This is a genomic window from Caproicibacter sp. BJN0012 (assembly GCF_035986805.1).
In the GTDB taxonomy this organism is placed as follows: Bacteria; Bacillota; Clostridia; order Oscillospirales; family Acutalibacteraceae; genus Caproicibacter.
In genome coordinates this window covers 24,290-38,828 of sequence record NZ_CP142518.1, presented here as the reverse complement: position 1 = coordinate 38,828, position 14,539 = coordinate 24,290, and the positions used below count along the sequence as shown (strand labels likewise).

16 protein-coding genes and 1 riboswitch are annotated in these 14,539 nt (G+C 57.2%); of the genes, 8 read left to right on the top strand and 8 right to left on the bottom strand.

The window, feature by feature from the left end; all coding sequences use genetic code 11:
• Nucleotides 1–45: 45 nt before the first annotated feature.
• Nucleotides 46–1,011, top strand: coding sequence for an IS30 family transposase (locus tag VA597_RS00190; RefSeq protein ID WP_128741056.1), 966 nt, complete (start codon nt 46–48; stop codon nt 1,009–1,011).
• Nucleotides 1,012–2,329: 1,318 nt separating this feature from the next.
• On the opposite strand, the gene VA597_RS00185 is transcribed toward VA597_RS00190, so the two are convergent.
• Both VA597_RS00185 and VA597_RS00180 read right to left on the bottom strand, forming a co-directional pair.
• Nucleotides 2,330–2,926: a class I SAM-dependent methyltransferase gene (locus VA597_RS00185; RefSeq protein ID WP_243112716.1), complete on the bottom strand. Its 597-nt coding sequence runs from the start codon at nt 2,924–2,926 to the stop codon at nt 2,330–2,332.
• A gap of 8 nt (nt 2,927–2,934) precedes the next feature.
• On the bottom strand, nt 2,935–3,462 hold the full coding sequence (locus VA597_RS00180) for an ECF transporter S component (RefSeq protein ID WP_128741054.1): 528 nt from the start codon (nt 3,460–3,462) through the stop codon (nt 2,935–2,937).
• Between the two features lie 134 nt (nt 3,463–3,596).
• Between VA597_RS00180 and VA597_RS00175 the strand changes: the two genes are divergently transcribed.
• Complete coding sequence (locus VA597_RS00175) at nt 3,597–3,812, top strand: hypothetical protein (RefSeq protein WP_326974923.1); 216 nt, start codon at nt 3,597–3,599, stop codon at nt 3,810–3,812.
• A gap of 50 nt (nt 3,813–3,862) precedes the next feature.
• On the opposite strand, the gene VA597_RS00170 is transcribed toward VA597_RS00175, so the two are convergent.
• The 3 genes from VA597_RS00170 to VA597_RS00160 form a co-directional block, all read right to left on the bottom strand.
• On the bottom strand, nt 3,863–4,435 hold the full coding sequence (locus VA597_RS00170) for an energy-coupled thiamine transporter ThiT (protein ID WP_128741053.1): 573 nt from the start codon (nt 4,433–4,435) through the stop codon (nt 3,863–3,865).
• A 68-nt stretch (nt 4,436–4,503) separates the two neighbouring features.
• Nucleotides 4,504–4,615: riboswitch (TPP riboswitch) on the bottom strand.
• Between the two features lie 25 nt (nt 4,616–4,640).
• On the bottom strand, nt 4,641–5,300 hold the full coding sequence (locus tag VA597_RS00165) for an HAD-IA family hydrolase (protein ID WP_128741052.1): 660 nt from the start codon (nt 5,298–5,300) through the stop codon (nt 4,641–4,643).
• On the bottom strand, nt 5,297–5,689 hold the full coding sequence (locus VA597_RS00160; RefSeq protein WP_128741051.1) for a thioesterase family protein: 393 nt from the start codon (nt 5,687–5,689) through the stop codon (nt 5,297–5,299). The genes VA597_RS00165 and VA597_RS00160 overlap by 4 nt, the downstream gene beginning before the upstream one ends.
• Nucleotides 5,690–5,835: 146 nt before the next feature.
• On the opposite strand from VA597_RS00160, the gene VA597_RS00155 reads away from it, so the two are divergent.
• Nucleotides 5,836–6,618 carry a heparan-alpha-glucosaminide N-acetyltransferase gene (locus VA597_RS00155; protein ID WP_128741050.1) on the top strand — a complete coding sequence of 261 codons (783 nt, stop codon included), beginning with the start codon at nt 5,836–5,838 and terminating at the stop codon, nt 6,616–6,618.
• Here VA597_RS00155 and VA597_RS00150 read toward each other — a convergent pair.
• The gene (locus VA597_RS00150; RefSeq protein ID WP_128741049.1) at nt 6,606–7,010 is read right to left on the bottom strand and encodes a VOC family protein; all 405 of its coding nucleotides are present in this window, start codon (nt 7,008–7,010) and stop codon (nt 6,606–6,608) included. The two genes, VA597_RS00155 and VA597_RS00150, sit on opposite strands and share 13 nt — an antisense overlap.
• 140 nt (nt 7,011–7,150) lie before the next feature.
• On the opposite strand from VA597_RS00150, the gene VA597_RS00145 reads away from it, so the two are divergent.
• The 5 genes from VA597_RS00145 (at nt 7,151) to rbr (ending at nt 13,611) form a co-directional block, all read left to right on the top strand.
• Nucleotides 7,151–9,346 (top strand): Tex family protein, encoded by a 2,196-nt coding sequence (locus VA597_RS00145; protein WP_128741048.1) that lies wholly within the window; start codon nt 7,151–7,153, stop codon nt 9,344–9,346.
• A 1,317-nt stretch (nt 9,347–10,663) separates the two neighbouring features.
• Nucleotides 10,664–10,867: a hypothetical protein gene (locus VA597_RS00140; protein ID WP_326974922.1), complete on the top strand. Its 204-nt coding sequence runs from the start codon at nt 10,664–10,666 to the stop codon at nt 10,865–10,867.
• Between the two features lie 97 nt (nt 10,868–10,964).
• The gene (locus tag VA597_RS00135) at nt 10,965–11,597 is read left to right on the top strand and encodes an O-methyltransferase (RefSeq protein ID WP_128741047.1); all 633 of its coding nucleotides are present in this window, start codon (nt 10,965–10,967) and stop codon (nt 11,595–11,597) included.
• 19 nt (nt 11,598–11,616) lie between these two features.
• Nucleotides 11,617–12,711, top strand: a complete 1,095-nt coding sequence (ychF, locus tag VA597_RS00130; RefSeq protein WP_128741046.1) for a redox-regulated ATPase YchF — start codon at nt 11,617–11,619, stop codon at nt 12,709–12,711.
• 360 nt (nt 12,712–13,071) lie between these two features.
• Nucleotides 13,072–13,611: a rubrerythrin gene (rbr, locus tag VA597_RS00125; RefSeq protein WP_128741045.1), complete on the top strand. Its 540-nt coding sequence runs from the start codon at nt 13,072–13,074 to the stop codon at nt 13,609–13,611.
• A 128-nt stretch (nt 13,612–13,739) separates the two neighbouring features.
• On the opposite strand, the gene VA597_RS00120 is transcribed toward rbr, so the two are convergent.
• Both VA597_RS00120 and VA597_RS00115 read right to left on the bottom strand, forming a co-directional pair.
• Nucleotides 13,740–13,949, bottom strand: coding sequence for a helix-turn-helix domain-containing protein (locus tag VA597_RS00120; RefSeq protein WP_128741044.1), 210 nt, complete (start codon nt 13,947–13,949; stop codon nt 13,740–13,742).
• Nucleotides 13,950–13,959: 10 nt separating this feature from the next.
• On the bottom strand, nt 13,960–14,463 hold the full coding sequence (locus VA597_RS00115; RefSeq protein ID WP_326974921.1) for a DUF2975 domain-containing protein: 504 nt from the start codon (nt 14,461–14,463) through the stop codon (nt 13,960–13,962).
• Between the last annotated feature and the right edge of the window lie 76 nt (nt 14,464–14,539).

The following is a 14,539-nucleotide window of genomic DNA, read 5'->3' as shown; positions in this document are numbered from 1 at the left end:
GATACAGTAGGAGTTGAAAAGACACCACTGAAGGAGAGGCTTTTTATGGACTACCACCATCTTACACCAAAAGAGCGCGCATTGATAGCCCAATTGTGGAATAACGGGATCAGTATGAGGCAGCTTGCACGCAGGTTGCAAAGGGATCCGGGCACAATCAGCCGGGAGATCAAGAGGAACCGTTCGGGACAAAAATATCTTAGCGTTCCGGCACGGGCCCGGTACCTTGAACGGCGAATGGAATGCCGCCGGAAGAGGCTGTATCAAAACCCACGTCTGACAGCTTACATATCCGAAAAGCTTGAATTGTCATGGTCGCCCGAACAAATTGCCGGAAGAATCCGGTTAGACTATCCGGATGACCGGGACATGAAAATCTCGCACAGCAGCATATATCGGTCGCTACGCGCGGACTTGCTGCCACGTTCCGTACAACTTACGATGAAACTGCGTCACTATGGCCGTCAGCATGGAGAAACTCGTGGGTACAAGGCCGGGGCGCGGGAAATCCGGGAGAGAAGCAAAGAAGTTCTACGCAGAAAGAGACTTGGAGACTGGGAAGCTGACACGATCGTGTTCGGACAAGCAAAACGCGTTTATTTGCTGAATGTGACCGACCGAAAAAGTCGATACTGCTGCCTGGCCGTCCTGCGCAACATCAGACGGGAAGAAGTCATGCGGGGCTTTGAGTTCTTCTTTGAAGGCGGAAAGGTTCCGCTCCGCACGGTAACGTCGGATCGAGGGATCGAATTCAACTGCCACCGTGAATTTGAGAGCCGCTTTGAAGCGTTGTATTATTACACTCGCCCAGCCTCTCCGTGGCAGAAGCCAACTGTGGAAAATACGAACGGATTGATTCGTCAGTTTTTCCCCAGAGGAACCCGTTTTACAGAACTTACCCCAGAAGCCGTGGCATTTGTCATGGAGCGTCTCAACGACCGCCCGCGTAAATGTTTGAATTGGAAAACTCCTGCTGAAGTCATTTCTTCTTATCTGTTGCACTTCACTTGACAATTCACCCGGAGCCGAAAGGAAGGGCCTGTCCGGCCTGAGGACAGAAAAAGAAAATAGAAGAAATTTTGGGTTAAGAGGCACTTGCTAAAGGCAAACATATAATCGCCACCCGCGCCCCGGCCAAAGAAAAAATAAGGTTAAGGGGAACCGGGCCATAGGCCCACAGGAATCCGGCCTGAGGACAAAAAGATAGAATAGAAAAAATTGGGGTTAAGAGGCCCGGGCGCCAAGCACTCAAAAACCGATAAAATATCAAATCAAATATTACCTGTTGAAATTTGGTAAATTAAGGATTATAATAGAATCGCAAGGTAAATAAAAAACGCAATGCAGAGGCAAGGTGTTACGAGCACCCGCCTCCTGCATACGGAGAACCACCCTCCATATACCACGGAATTCACCGCGCATTGCAGGACCTATTATACTTCCTTTTTCTGTTTTTGTACAGAGGGGGGAAGGATGATCCCCTGACCTGATTGCGCGCGCGCCGGTGTATGGAATGACAAATTCCGTACCGGCGCTTTTTGTTGCCTTGCGGGCGGCGATTGCCGCGCCCGGCCGAGGCTGAACCCCTCGGCGGCTGCGCGGCGTCACGCCGCCCGCCGACGGAATTCCGGTAAGTGTGAAGAGAAGAATGTGGACAGAAGAAAACCCGACCATCCCGGCGCAGTGAGAGAGATTCCGCCGGCAAAACAGGGAACGGAGCGCCTTACCTGATGGCGCTCCGTTCCCGATTTTTATTAACAATCCGTTGTATTCCTCAATTATAATACAAAATGAAAATATTTGCCTTTTGGCAGACAAGGACGCACAGTGTCTTTCGCGGCTCCGCCGTCCACGCTTTTCGCCTTCGGGAGATTCTTATCTCCGTCCCGCCTGTCTCAGCCCGCCTTCTTCTGTGTGCTGACCGGCGGGCCGTAGTCCGCGGCGACTCGCCGCCTTTCGCTTTCGGGAGTATCTAACCTCCGTCCCGCTAAACAAAGCGAACGGCTTTTTGCCGTTCCGACCGGCGGGCTGTAGGTGCGGCGGCACGCCGACGGGAGTTTCTTCCCGCTGTCCCGCCTGTCTCAGCCGACCGATTCACCGTTTGCTGACCGGCGGGCCGTAGTCCGCGGCGACTCGCCGCCTTTCGCTTTCGGGAGTATCTAACCTCCGTCCCGCTAAACAAAGCGAACGGCTTTTTGCCGTTCCGACCGGCGGGCTGTAGGTGCGGCGGCACGCCGACGGGAGTTTCTTCCCGCTGTCCCGCCTGTCTCAGCCGACCGATTCACCGTTTGCTGACCGGCGGGCCGTAGTCTGCGGCGACTCGCCGCTTTTATTTTCTGAAACCGGAAAAGAAATAGATTTCCTCCGTGTCTGCCGTCATATCGATTTGAAACAGCCCGGAAAATTCCGCGGCTTCTTCTTCCGCGGACCGCAGTTCCCAGGAAATGCGGCCGGTCATCTTTCCGTTGTGGCGGCCGTTGATGGCAGCCCGGCCCGTTCCGTGCGCGATCATCAGCCTTCCGCCCTTCCTCAGCATGGAGGCCATCTTTTCCGCGAGCCGCTTTTTGTCGGGGAAATGGGGGTACGCGTTGTAAATCAGAATGGTGTCGAACCCCGATTCGCGGAGCTCGAAGCAGTCCGAGGCCACCGTGCGCAGCCGCCCGTCGGAAAACTTTGCGCGCGCCCGGCCGATCATTTTCTCCGAAAGGTCCGTTCCAAGAAGAAACGCGGGATTCCTGGACAGGATTTCAGGAAACAGGACCCCCGTCCCGCAGGCGATATCCGCCACGCGGGAGCCCTCTTTTACTCCGGACAATGTCACGATCGCCGCGATCTTTTCCGGTCTGCCGCGGTCCAGGCAGTCCCATGTCTCCGCGCAGCGGTCGAAAAATTCCCTGATTTCCCCGGTCTGAGATGCTGTCTCCATCAATTCGACTAAGCCCTTTCCCTTCTAAATACGCTCGCCTTTTCCAGAGCCAGAACGATCACGGGGATAAAGACGATCTGGATGATGATTCCCGGAACGGCCTGCACGAACGAAGCGGAAAGGAAGGCGGCGAATCCGTAGGGCTTATCCGCCATTCCCAGGAAAACCGCGTTCGCGGCGCCGGAAACCACTCTTCCGCCCAGCATGGCGCAGATTAATGCGGGGTACACGTTCCAGCGCATCTTTCTGTAAAACAGACCGGTCAGAAGGCCGTAGGCGCAAAGCTCCAGCATCATGGCGGCCGCCGTCGGGAAAATGGGCGGCATCCCGGTCAGCAGGGAGGAAAGCAGCGGCACGATCAAACCGCAGACGGCGCCGTACTGCCAGCCGAACAGCAGGCCGCAGAGCAGAACCGGAATGTGCATGGGAAGAAAGACCGAACCGGCCCCCACCATGTGGAACAGAACCGGCAGAATCAGGCCGAGGGCGATGCAGAGCGCCGCGCCGGTGAGGTTTACCGTCATTGATTTTTTCATGATTCACAACTCTTTCCTGATAAAATAAAAAATGAAACCGTGAAAAGACCGTTTCATACGGTTTCCCTTCATGGTTTCATTATGATTGCAATTATGAAATTTTACTGAAATTTTACCGATGGGCGAAAGCCTTCGTGGCTTTCTTTGTTTTTATTTTATCCCAGCAGGCGAAGAATGTCAAGACGCACAGCGTCTTTCTTGCCTGCGGCGGACCTCCGGTCGGGACGCGCCTGCGGCGGACGCACAGCGTCTTTCCCGCCTGCGGCGTTCCCGGCTTTGGTTTTGGAGAGTTGCCAACCTCCGTCCCGCCGCCGGGAGATTCCCGGAACAGTCCTACCCGGAAAAACTGAAAAATTGCTCCGTTTTCAGGGGTAGGCTGAAGAGAGCGGCGGCACGCCGCTCAGAGGAAACGCCTGAGCGGCTTGTAGAGCAGCGCGCCGACCACAAGGCAGACGGCGAAGTCGGGAAGAACGTACGAGCCGTTGTAGGCGATGGAATAAAGCCACAGGTGGCCGTGCCATTCGTCCGGCAGCCAGGAGGCGTAGGCCGTCACGCCGGAGATCACATGGCTCAAAAACCGCAGGAAGACCGCCGTGAACATCCCCGCGACGAATTTCGGGAAGCTCTTGCCGTAGATGCCCGCAAGGCCCAGGCAGGTGAACGCGAGAAGGTAGTCGAATGCGAACGACGCCGCCACCGCGACGGGAGTCAGGCCCCAGGACATCACCGCCGCGACGTCCAGCAGGAGCTGGATCACGCCGTAGGTAAATCCCGTAAGGACCCCCCATTTGAACCCGTATTTGTAGCCGATCAGCAGCACCGGCAGCATGCTGCACAGCGTCACCGACCCGCCCAGCGGCATCTGGTACACCTTGATCAGGCTCAGCACCGTTGCAAGCGCCAGCATGATCGCGCTTTCCACCAGCCGCAGGTTGGCGGCGTTCATGCCGGAATTGCTCTTTTCATTTGTCATTGCTTTTGTCCCTCCATTTTGTCCGGAATTCCGCTATGGAGAACAAAAAAACGCCCCGCGGCCTGCGCGGAGCGTGATTTTCGTTTTCCTACGCTGGCATTATCCAGATCAGGTTATGGGTTTCAGGCGTCGCTTCGCCTGCTCTCAGCCGGGAAATACCCAGCACCCCTTTTCAATTTTCAAAATCATCATACAACAGGAACCGCTATTTGTCAATCAGAAATCCGCGCAGGTCTTCCACCGTTCTGGAAAAATGCTCCCCGCCCTCGCGCTCCATTTCCTCCCGCGTGCCGAATCCGTACAGGACCCCGACAAAGTTCGTGCCCGCCCTGCGCGCGCCCGCCGCGTCGTATTTCGTGTCGCCGATCATGACGGCGCGGGACGCGGGAACGCCGAAGTGCTCCAGCGCGGGGCGGATCAGAAACTCCTTGCCGCTGCCGCGGTCGGAGTCGCTCTCCGCCGAGACATAATCAAAATGCGGCGAAAGGCCGAAATAATCCAGGATTCGCTTTGTCGGGGTCGCGGGCTTCGAGGTCACGACCGCCAGCTTTGCCCCGCCCAGCCGCAGCTCGTCCAGAAGATCGAAAATGCCGGGGTATACCTCGTTTTCAAAGGCGCCCCGCTCCGCGTAGTATCTGCGGTAGTCGCCGATCAGCTCGGCGGTCGTCTTTTCCGTCATCCGGGGAAAAAGTTCCTTCAGCATGTTGAGGAGCGGAGGACCGATGAACCGGCGCAGCACCTGCGGCCCGGGGACCGGCCAGCCGACATGCCGGAACGCTTCCCTCAGCCCGTTGGTGATCCCCGGCCCGGAGTCCGTCAGTGTGCCGTCCAGGTCGAACAGGATCAGATCACAGCGAAGGCTCATTGAGCCACCGTGTTTTTCCGCTCTTCCGCCTTCTTCATAAACCGCTCGCCCGCCACGCTGACGCGCACATGCGTCCCCGTCGCGACGACTCCCGCGTTGTCGCGCGCTTCCAGACGGAACCGGAACGTCCTTTTTTCATGCTCTTCCAGTTCGGCGGTCACCGTGACCTTGCAGCCAGGCGCCGTCGGAGCCAGATGCTCCACGGTGATTTTCGAGCCGACGGTCGTTTCGCCGTCCGAGAGATACCCCGCGGCGATCTCCATCGCCGTGTTTTCGAAAAAGGCCGCGACAATCGGCGTTGCCAATACGGGCAGAAGCCCGCTGCCCATGCGCGAGGCGAGCATTTCCTGAGAAACGGTGAATTCCTTTGTCAATCGGGTGTCCGGCATTGTAATTCCCTCCTGATGCATGATATAATAATACGATTCTTTCGCACGGCCTCTTGTTCCGGGCCGTCTCCGCTGCCATTATAACATATCCAGCGGAAGATTTCATCCTTTTCACGGGTTCAATTTTAAGACGGGGAGGCGGCCAAATGCCGGAAAAAAGCGCCGCGCCGAACGGGCGCGGCAGGATTTATTTAATGGACGAGCTCCGCGGTTTCGCCGTGTTCTGCATGGTGTTTTACCACGGCTTTTACACGTTCGGGTATCTGTTCGGAAACGACGTCGGGATTTATTTTTTCCGGTTCTTCATGCCCGCGGAACCCTTTTTCGCCGGGATGTTCCTGTTTATCTCCGGCATCGCCTCCAACCTGACGCATTCCAATTTAGCGCGCGGGACAAAGCTGCTGGCCGTCGCGCTCGGCGTGACGCTGGTCACCTGGATTTTTTTGCCGGAGGACGTCATCACGTTCGGCGTGCTGCATTTCCTCGCGGTGTGCATGATCCTGTTCGGCCTTCTCAAGCCTTATGCCGACCGCTTCCGGTTTTCGTGGGTCCCGGTCCTCGTCTGCTTTGCCCTTTATTTCCTGACGCGCGGCGTTCCGTACGGAACCCTGGGCTGCGGCCGGGGCCTCGGCATACCGCTGCCGGAGGGACTCTACGCTTCCGCCTGGCTCGCGCCGCTCGGCTTCCCCGGCCCCGGCTTTGAAAGCTCCGATTATTTCCCCATGCTGCCGTGGATTTTCGTTTTCGCGGCGGGGACCTTTGTCGGCAAGCTGGCCGGGGCGGGCAGATTCCCGGAAATCGCCTACCGCTCGCAGGTCCCCGTTCTCTCCTGGTTCGGGCGCCACGCGCTTGTGCTGTACCTGTTCCACCAGCCGGTCATCTACGGGCTGTGCCTGCTGCTCAAACAGGCCGCGTCCTATTTTTCCTGAACCTTGGGCTCCGCCGTGATCTCCACCCGGTTTCCGTCCGGGTCCAGCACGCAGCTTTCAAAGCAGCCGTCGCCGGTATGCCTGGGGCCGCTCACCACGGGAACGCCGCCTGCCCGCATCTTTTTTGTCAGATTTTCCACCGCTTCTTCCGATTCGGCGGAAAACGCGAGGTGCGCGTAGCCCGCGGTAAACTCGCCGCGCACGGATTCTTTCAGGTGTGTGCGGTGCATCAGTTCCAGCGCCGCGCCCTGCCCGAAACGGACAAAGCGGGAGGAAAAGCCTTTCTCAGGGTTTTCATACGCCGGCCCGGCCTCGCCGCCGAACCACCGGCAGTAGAAGTCTTTCAGTCTTTCCAGGTTCAGAGTGTAAATTGCCGCGTGGGTAATGGTCATACTCAGACTCCTCCGTTTTTTCCCGCCGTGTGCCCGCAAAGACGGATTTCCGGCGCCGCGCGGGAAAATCGATTTTCTATATTTTACCATATTCACTGTCCGAAAAGAACGGCTATTTCATGATTTTTGGAGGGATTCCCATGGATCCGATCACCGAACTGACCCGCCGGTTCAACTTACAGGAATGGCAGGTGAAAAACGTCGTCGAGCTGATCGACGCCGGAAACACGATTCCGTTCATCGCGCGCTACCGCAAGGAGGCGCACGGCTCGCTGGACGACCAGGTTCTGCGCGAGATCGCGGAGCGCCTCGACTACCTGCGCTCGCTGGAAAAGCGCCGGGAGGAAGTCAAAACGCTGATTGAGGAAACGGGCCTTCTGACCCCGGAAGTGACGGCGGAGCTGCAAAAGGCGGAGACGCTGGCGGAGATCGAGGATATTTACCGCCCGTTCCGACCCAAGCGCAAAACGCGCGCCTCCGTGGCGAAGGAAAAGGGGCTGGAGCCGCTCGCGGAACAGATCGGAAAGCAGGGGCCGGGCGAACCGGTCCTTCTCGCCCAATCCTATGTGAATCCCGAAAAAGGGGTCGAAACGCCGGAGGACGCGCTTGCGGGCGCGCTCGACATTCTCGCGGAGCGCGTTTCCGACAACGCGGAGATCCGCCGCCGGCTGCGCGTGGTCGCGTCGGCCCACGGCATTTTGGTTTCAAAGGCGGCAAAGCCGGAGGAAGACAGCGTTTACGCGCCGTATTATGATTTTCATGAGCCGGTGAATAAAATCGCGGGGCACCGCGTGCTGGCAGCCGACCGGGGGGAAAAGGAAGGCTTTCTGAAACTGTCCGTCGAGCTGGAACGGGCGCGGGGGCTGTCCATCGTCTTTTCCGAGTGCGTCAGGGGGGACACGCCCTGCGCCCGCGCGGTCCGCGCCGCGTGCGAAGACGCCTACGACCGGCTGATCTTCCCGTCCATCGAGCGGGAGATCCGGAACTCCCTGACGGAGGCGGCGGACGAGTCCGCGGTCAGGGTGTTCGCGGTCAACCTGCGCCAGCTGTTCCTGCAGCCGCCGGTGCGCGGCAAGGTCGCGATGGGTCTCGACCCGGGGTACCGCACGGGCTGCAAGGTCGCCGTGGTGGACGCGACCGGGCGCGTGCTCGACACCGGGGTAATCTACCCGACCCACTCGCAGGCGAAGGTGGAGGAGGCGAAGGAAACCGTGCGGCGGATGATCTTAAAACATCATGTGGAGGTCATCGCGATCGGGAACGGCACCGCGTCCCACGAGACGGAGGAATTCGCCGCCGGGGTGATCCGCGAGCTGGACGCGGGCGTTTCCTACATGGTGGTCAGCGAGGCGGGCGCGTCGGTGTATTCGGCGAGCAAGCTGGCGGCGCAGGAATTCCCGGAGTTCGACGTGACGCTGCGCAGCGCGGTCTCGATCGCGCGGCGGCTCCAGGACCCGCTGGCGGAGCTGGTCAAAATCGACCCGAAGGCGGTCGGCGTGGGGCAGTACCAGCATGACATGCCGAAAAAGATGCTGGATTCCGCGCTTTCCGGCGTGGTGGAGGACTGCGTCAACTCGGTCGGGGCCGACCTGAACACGGCCTCCCCGTCGCTCCTCGAACACATCGCCGGAATCACGCCCGCGGTTTCGAAAAACATCGTGGGGTACCGCGAGGAAAACGGCGCGTTCCGCAGCAGGAAAGAGCTGCTCAAAGTGCCGAAGCTCGGCCCGAAGGCGTTCGAGCAGTGCGCCGGATTCCTGCGCGTACCGGAAAGCGAGGACCTTCTCGACCACACCGCCGTGCACCCGGAGTCCTACGCGGCGGCAAAGGCGCTTTTGAAGCTGTGCGACTACAGCGCGGCGGAAATCAGGCGCGGCAGTTTCCCCGGCCTCACGGAAAAGGTGGAGCGGATTGGCCGGGAAAAGGCCGCTGCCGAAACCGGCGTGGGCGTGCCGACGCTGCTCGACATCGTGGCGGAGCTGCAGCGCCCGGGCCGCGACCCGCGCGACGAGCTGCCGAAGCCTCTGCTCCGCACCGACGTGATGAAGCTGGAGGATCTGAAACCCGGCATGGAACTGACCGGGACGGTGCGCAACGTGATCGACTTCGGCGCGTTTATCGACATCGGCGTGCATCAGGACGGGCTGGTTCACGTTTCCCAGATCTGCGACCGGTTCATCAAGCATCCCTCGGAGGTGCTGAAGGTCGGGGATATCGTCAAGGTATGGGTGCTGTCGGTCGACGTGAAAAAGCAGCGCATCTCCCTGACCATGCGCGGCGGCGAGTCGCCGCGGACTACGGCCCGCCGGTCAGCAAACGGTGAATCGGTCGGCTGAGACAGGCGGGACAGCGGGAAGAAATTCCCGAAGGCGAAAGGCGTGGACGGCGGAGCCGCGAAAGACGCTGTGTGTCCACCGTGGGCACGACCGGATAAATGGGAATAAAATCAGGCCGCGCGGATGCATCGGCATTCGCGCGGCCTTTGGTCTGCGGCCCCTGTTTTCCGGAGGGCGGGCCATGGGATGGACCGGGGAATCAAGTAAACTTCCTCACATACACTGTAATGCACCGGCATGGTGCGCGCCGTCTTCCCCCGCCGGACCGTTCCCCGTCAGGGGCTTCGGCAAAGCGGAAGACCGGCCTTTAACCGGCCTTTAAAATGTAAATTCCTTTTCACGCGTTCTGCTCTGCACTCCCCGCCCCCGGCCGGAAACAGGAAACCCGGCGGCGTGCCGCCGCTCCCTTCGGCCCGGACACACAGTGTCTTTCGCGCCTGCGGCTCCCAACGCTTTGGGAGCCGGGGTTTGAAAATGCGCAATGTTCCATCGGGAGAGTCCCGGAACCGTCCTGCCAAACCGAGCTGCGAATTTTCGCTGTTCTGTCCGGCAGGCTGAAGATGCAGCGGCACGCTGCCTGCAGGGCACAAAAAAGCACCGGTACGGAAATTTTCATTCCATACACCGGCGCGCGTGAAAAGCAGGTCCGTTTTTTCGTCCCCGGCTTTCCCCCCCTCTGTACAAAACAAGGGGAAAGAGGTATAATATACCTGCAAATGCGCGGTAAAAACCGCTGTGTATGGACCCTCGTTCCATATGCAGGGGGCGGGGTGTGTCAGCACCCTGTCCCTGCTTTGCACTTTTTATTGTGCCTTACAAGTCCTATTATAATCCTTAATTTACCAAAATTCAACTAAAAATCTTTCTTTAATATTTGTTTATAAATTTTTTGGCCAATGCCCCTAACCCAAAATTCATCTTAATTTATCTTTCTGTCCTCAGGCCGGATTTCTGCGGGCCTGAGGCCCGGTTCCCCTTAACCTGTTATTTCTTCTTATTTTCTCTTTTGCGCTCCGGCCGCGCGGGCCCGTACTTTCGTAATCAGACGAAAGTACGCAAAGCCTGAGTCGGGGGGAACTTCAACTTCCCAACGGGAGGGGCACCTAAACGTCCCCCCCCGACGCCCCCCGGCACCTGTCATGAAGAACAGTTTTGTTATTAAGCCAGAGTTTCCCATTGGACGTTCCAAGTTATTAGCTACGTGCGAAAAGGTAATTTTCTGAAAATTTTCGGCTTTTAGGTAAATACCCTGTGGCTTCAGCTTTTCAGCCCCCGTCGTCAATGAAAAGCTGTTGTTAGAAGAACAGAAAAAACTTCTTGACGGCTCCTGGGGGGGTCAGGGGGACCATCCGGTCCGGACGCGCCTACGGCATGCACGGCTTAAAAAGCATTGTTGCTTCCCTGTTTTTCGCCGCTCCGGGAAAGGAAAGCGTAGATGCAGCGGTACGCTGCCCCCCGTGCGAACTTTGCCTCCTTTCGGACGGAGCCGAAAGGAAGGGCCTGTGCGGCCCGAGCGCATAAGTGCGTCCCTGTCCGGCCCGAGGACAAAAGGTACCGCCGCACGTTGCGATTTTTTCCACAAGGCTTTATAATATGGTTGAAAAGAGGGGACAGGATTATGGATGAAAAAGCAGGTGAATTCATCGAATCCCTTTACCGGCGGAAAGAGACGCTGACAAAAGACGAATTCGTCCGGCTGACGGAATGGAAGGATTTTATTCCCGTGGTGGATGATGACGTCGCGCGTTTTCTCCGGCTGGTTCTGGCCATGAAGAAGCCGAAGCGGATTCTGGAAATCGGCACGAGCATCGGGTATTCCGCAACAAATATGGCGCTGGCCGCGCGGGAATACGGCGGCAGGATCATCACGCTGGAAAACGATCCGAAGGCCGCGGCACAGGCGCGGGAAAACTTTCGCCGGGCGGGAGTCGATTCCGTCGCCGCGGTCCGGGAGGGCGACGCGCTCTACCTGCTTCCGGCGCTGGGCTCCGGCTCGTTCGACCTTGTGTTCCAGGACGCGGACAAACGCCTGTATTCCCGCCTGTTGCCGGAGTGCATCCGGGTCCTGGCGCCGGGCGGCATTTTTCTCGCTGACGACGCGCTGTTCCCCGCGATGGACCTCGATGAAAAATGGCAGGATCTTGTCGCTCCCATGGAGAAGTTCGACCGGCAGGTCGCGGCCTCGCCGGAGCTTGTCAGCACGCTGCTGCCGATTGGGGACGGCCTGATCTGCGCCGTGAAAAAAGACTGAAAAAGAGAGAGGATACACAATGAAACTGGGAATCGTCGGACTGCCGAACGTCGGCAAAAGCACGCTGTTCAACGCGATTACGAACGCGGGCGCACAGGCCGCGAACTATCCGTTCTGCACCATCGAGCCAAACGTCGGCGTGGTCGCCGTTCCGGACAAGCGGCTGGATAAGCTGGCCGAACTGTACCACCCGAAAAAATACACGCCCGCCACCATCGAATTCGTGGACATCGCCGGATTGGTTCGCGGGGCGTCCAAAGGCGAAGGGCTCGGCAATAAATTCCTCGCAAATATCCGCGAATGCGACGCCATCGTCCATGTGGTGCGCTGCTTTGAGGACGACGATATCGTCCATGTGGACGGCGGCATCGACCCGAAACGCGACATCGAAACCATCAACACGGAGCTGATCCTCTCCGACCTTGAGGTGCTGGACCGGCGCATCGAGCGCACGCAGAAAATGATCAAGGCCGACAAAAAATACCAGGCGGAGCTGGACTTCTTCCGCAGGGTCAAGGGCGTTCTGAACGAGGGGAAAGCCGCCCGGACCGTGGAGTGCACGGAGGACGAGGCCGCGCTGCTCGCCTCTGTTTCGCTGCTTTCCAACAAGCAGACCATCTACGCCGCGAACATGAGCGAGGGCGATTTTTCCGATGGAATCGAGCAGAACCCGTATTTCAAAGTCGTAAAGGAGCACGCCGAAAACGAGCACGCGGGCGTTCTGCCGATCTGCGCCGAAACCGAAGCGCAGATCAGCGGCATGGAGCCGGAGGAAAAAGAGCTGTTCCTCTCCGACATGGGACTGTCCGAATCCGGCCTGGACCGCCTCATCCGCGCCTGCTACGCCCTGTTGGGGCTTATCTCCTTTCTGACCGCCGGAGAGCCGGAGGTGCGCGCGTGGACGATCAAAAAGGGAACCCTGGCTCCGCAGGCTGCCGGGAAAATCCATACGGATTTTGAACGCGGCTTCATCCGCGCCGAGGTCGTCTCCTACGACACCCTGATCTCCTGCGGATCGATGGCCGCCGCAAAGGAAAAAGGACTGGTAAGAAGTGAAGGAAAAGAATACGTCATGCAGGACGGCGACGTGGTTTTGTTCCGCTTCAATGTGTAAGCCGTGACCGGCGGAGCCGCGAAAGGCCGAACGGCCCGGGACAGCGACGTGGTTTTGTTCCGCTTCAATGTGTACCGTGACCGGCGGAGCCGCATCCCGGCTGGACGATTATCGAACCCGGTTTGGCGGAACGGAAAGTTTTCAGCCTCCGTTCCCGCCAAACGAAATTGTTCTACAGCGCTCTGAACGGCGGGCCGCGCGGCAAATATGCAGGTTCCACTAGAAAAGATTTTTCATAAAAATTAATAATAATTCCTATTATTGTATTGATTTTTCTTTCACGGCGTGATATACTAATGCCAACATCAGAAAAGAACCGGATTCGCCCGGTTAAATTTAAAGTATTAGGAGGAAATACACATGGAACTCAAAGGAAGCAAAACCGAAAAAAATCTGCTGGCGGCATTCGCCGGAGAATCACAGGCAAGAAACAAATATACTTTTTACGCGTCTCAGGCAAAAAAGGAAGGCTATGAGCAGATCGCCGGAATTTTTGAGGAGACCGCGAACAATGAGAAAGAGCACGCAAAGCTGTGGTTCAAGTGTCTGAACGGCGGCGGGATCAAGCCGACCGCGGACAATCTGCTGGACGCGGCCGCCGGGGAACATTATGAATGGACAGACATGTACAAAAATTTCGCCGACACGGCGGAAGAGGAAGGCTTTAAGGAAATTGCCGCCACGATGCGCCTGGTTGCCGGCATCGAGAAGACGCACGAGGAACGCTACGCAAAACTGACCGCAAACCTGAAAGACAACCTCGTGTTCCAGTGCGCGGAAGAAACCGTATGGGTCTGCCGCAACTGCGGTTATGTTTATGTGGGCAAAACCGCCCCGAAGGTTTGCCCGGCCTGCAAACATCCCCAGGCTTATTTTGAGCGCAGGGCTGTTAACTACTGATTGCAATTTTAAACATGTTTATAACAAATGGGAAAACGCTATTTACGCGTTTTCCCGTTTGTTATTTTAGCTGTTCTTTGGGTTCAGAGAACTTGCCGAATCACGTTATTTCCATTTACAAACAAGCTCTAGTCATCCCGCCGATACTCCAGGATCTCCCCGGGCTGGCAATCCAAAGCCCTGCAAATCGCGTTGAGCGTTGAAAAACGGATCGCGCTGATTTTACCGGTTTTCATTTTGGACAGATTGACATTTGCGATTCCCACTTTTTCGGACAGTTCCTTTAAAGAGATTTTCCGATCCGCCATCACCCGGTCCAACCTGAGAATAATCGCCATTTTCACACCCTCACAAAGTTTCGTCGGATTGCTTTTGAAGCTCGATTCCGTATTCAAAAACAAGCGAGAGGCAAAACACGACCAGGCCCAGAACAAAAATGATTCCGCCGAAGGACGTAATCAAAACCTCTTTCTGCCCGTTGGCCGCCGGACGAACGGCGTTGGAAACCGATTGAAAAATGAATTGGACCGGTTCCACCGCAATCAGCAAACCGGACGCGAGCTTCAGCTTTTTGACGTTCTCCCTCACAAAAGGGGATTTGTCTTTCAGGGTCTGTAAAAACCGGCCCATTAAAAACAAAACGGCAAGGAAAACAACGTTCGTAAACACATTTGAGAAAGTGATAATCCAGAAGCCGCCTGTTCTGTCCATCCGAGGAGCAAAGAACGTGCCGGGCAGAACAGCAGTGAGAAGGGAAAGGGCGACGGACAGGGCAATGATTGCCTGCACGATTCTTACCGCAGCCAACACGATCTTTCCGCTTTTTTCAATTTTCAGAAAGTTTTGATTCATAGAAAACACCTTCCACACTCAATTTGGTCTTAGTATAGCACGAATATTAATGATTTTCAATAATAAATTAATGTTT

Excerpts from the sequence above, each read along its gene's own strand:
- VA597_RS00190 (WP_128741056.1), top strand. The coding sequence starts at position 46 with ATGGACTACCACCATCTTACACCAAAAGAGCGCGCATTGATAGCCCAA.
- VA597_RS00185 (WP_243112716.1), bottom strand. The coding sequence starts at position 2,926 with ATGGAGACAGCATCTCAGACCGGGGAAATCAGGGAATTTTTCGACCGC.
- VA597_RS00180 (WP_128741054.1), bottom strand. The coding sequence starts at position 3,462 with ATGAAAAAATCAATGACGGTAAACCTCACCGGCGCGGCGCTCTGCATC.
- VA597_RS00170 (WP_128741053.1), bottom strand. The coding sequence starts at position 4,435 with ATGACAAATGAAAAGAGCAATTCCGGCATGAACGCCGCCAACCTGCGG.
- VA597_RS00165 (WP_128741052.1), bottom strand. The coding sequence starts at position 5,300 with ATGAGCCTTCGCTGTGATCTGATCCTGTTCGACCTGGACGGCACACTG.
- VA597_RS00160 (WP_128741051.1), bottom strand. The coding sequence starts at position 5,689 with ATGCCGGACACCCGATTGACAAAGGAATTCACCGTTTCTCAGGAAATG.
- VA597_RS00155 (WP_128741050.1), top strand. The coding sequence starts at position 5,836 with ATGCCGGAAAAAAGCGCCGCGCCGAACGGGCGCGGCAGGATTTATTTA.
- VA597_RS00150 (WP_128741049.1), bottom strand. The coding sequence starts at position 7,010 with ATGACCATTACCCACGCGGCAATTTACACTCTGAACCTGGAAAGACTG.
- VA597_RS00145 (WP_128741048.1), top strand. The coding sequence starts at position 7,151 with ATGGATCCGATCACCGAACTGACCCGCCGGTTCAACTTACAGGAATGG.
- VA597_RS00135 (WP_128741047.1), top strand. The coding sequence starts at position 10,965 with ATGGATGAAAAAGCAGGTGAATTCATCGAATCCCTTTACCGGCGGAAA.
- ychF (WP_128741046.1), top strand. The coding sequence starts at position 11,617 with ATGAAACTGGGAATCGTCGGACTGCCGAACGTCGGCAAAAGCACGCTG.
- rbr (WP_128741045.1), top strand. The coding sequence starts at position 13,072 with ATGGAACTCAAAGGAAGCAAAACCGAAAAAAATCTGCTGGCGGCATTC.
- VA597_RS00120 (WP_128741044.1), bottom strand. The coding sequence starts at position 13,949 with ATGGCGATTATTCTCAGGTTGGACCGGGTGATGGCGGATCGGAAAATC.
- VA597_RS00115 (WP_326974921.1), bottom strand. The coding sequence starts at position 14,463 with ATGAATCAAAACTTTCTGAAAATTGAAAAAAGCGGAAAGATCGTGTTG.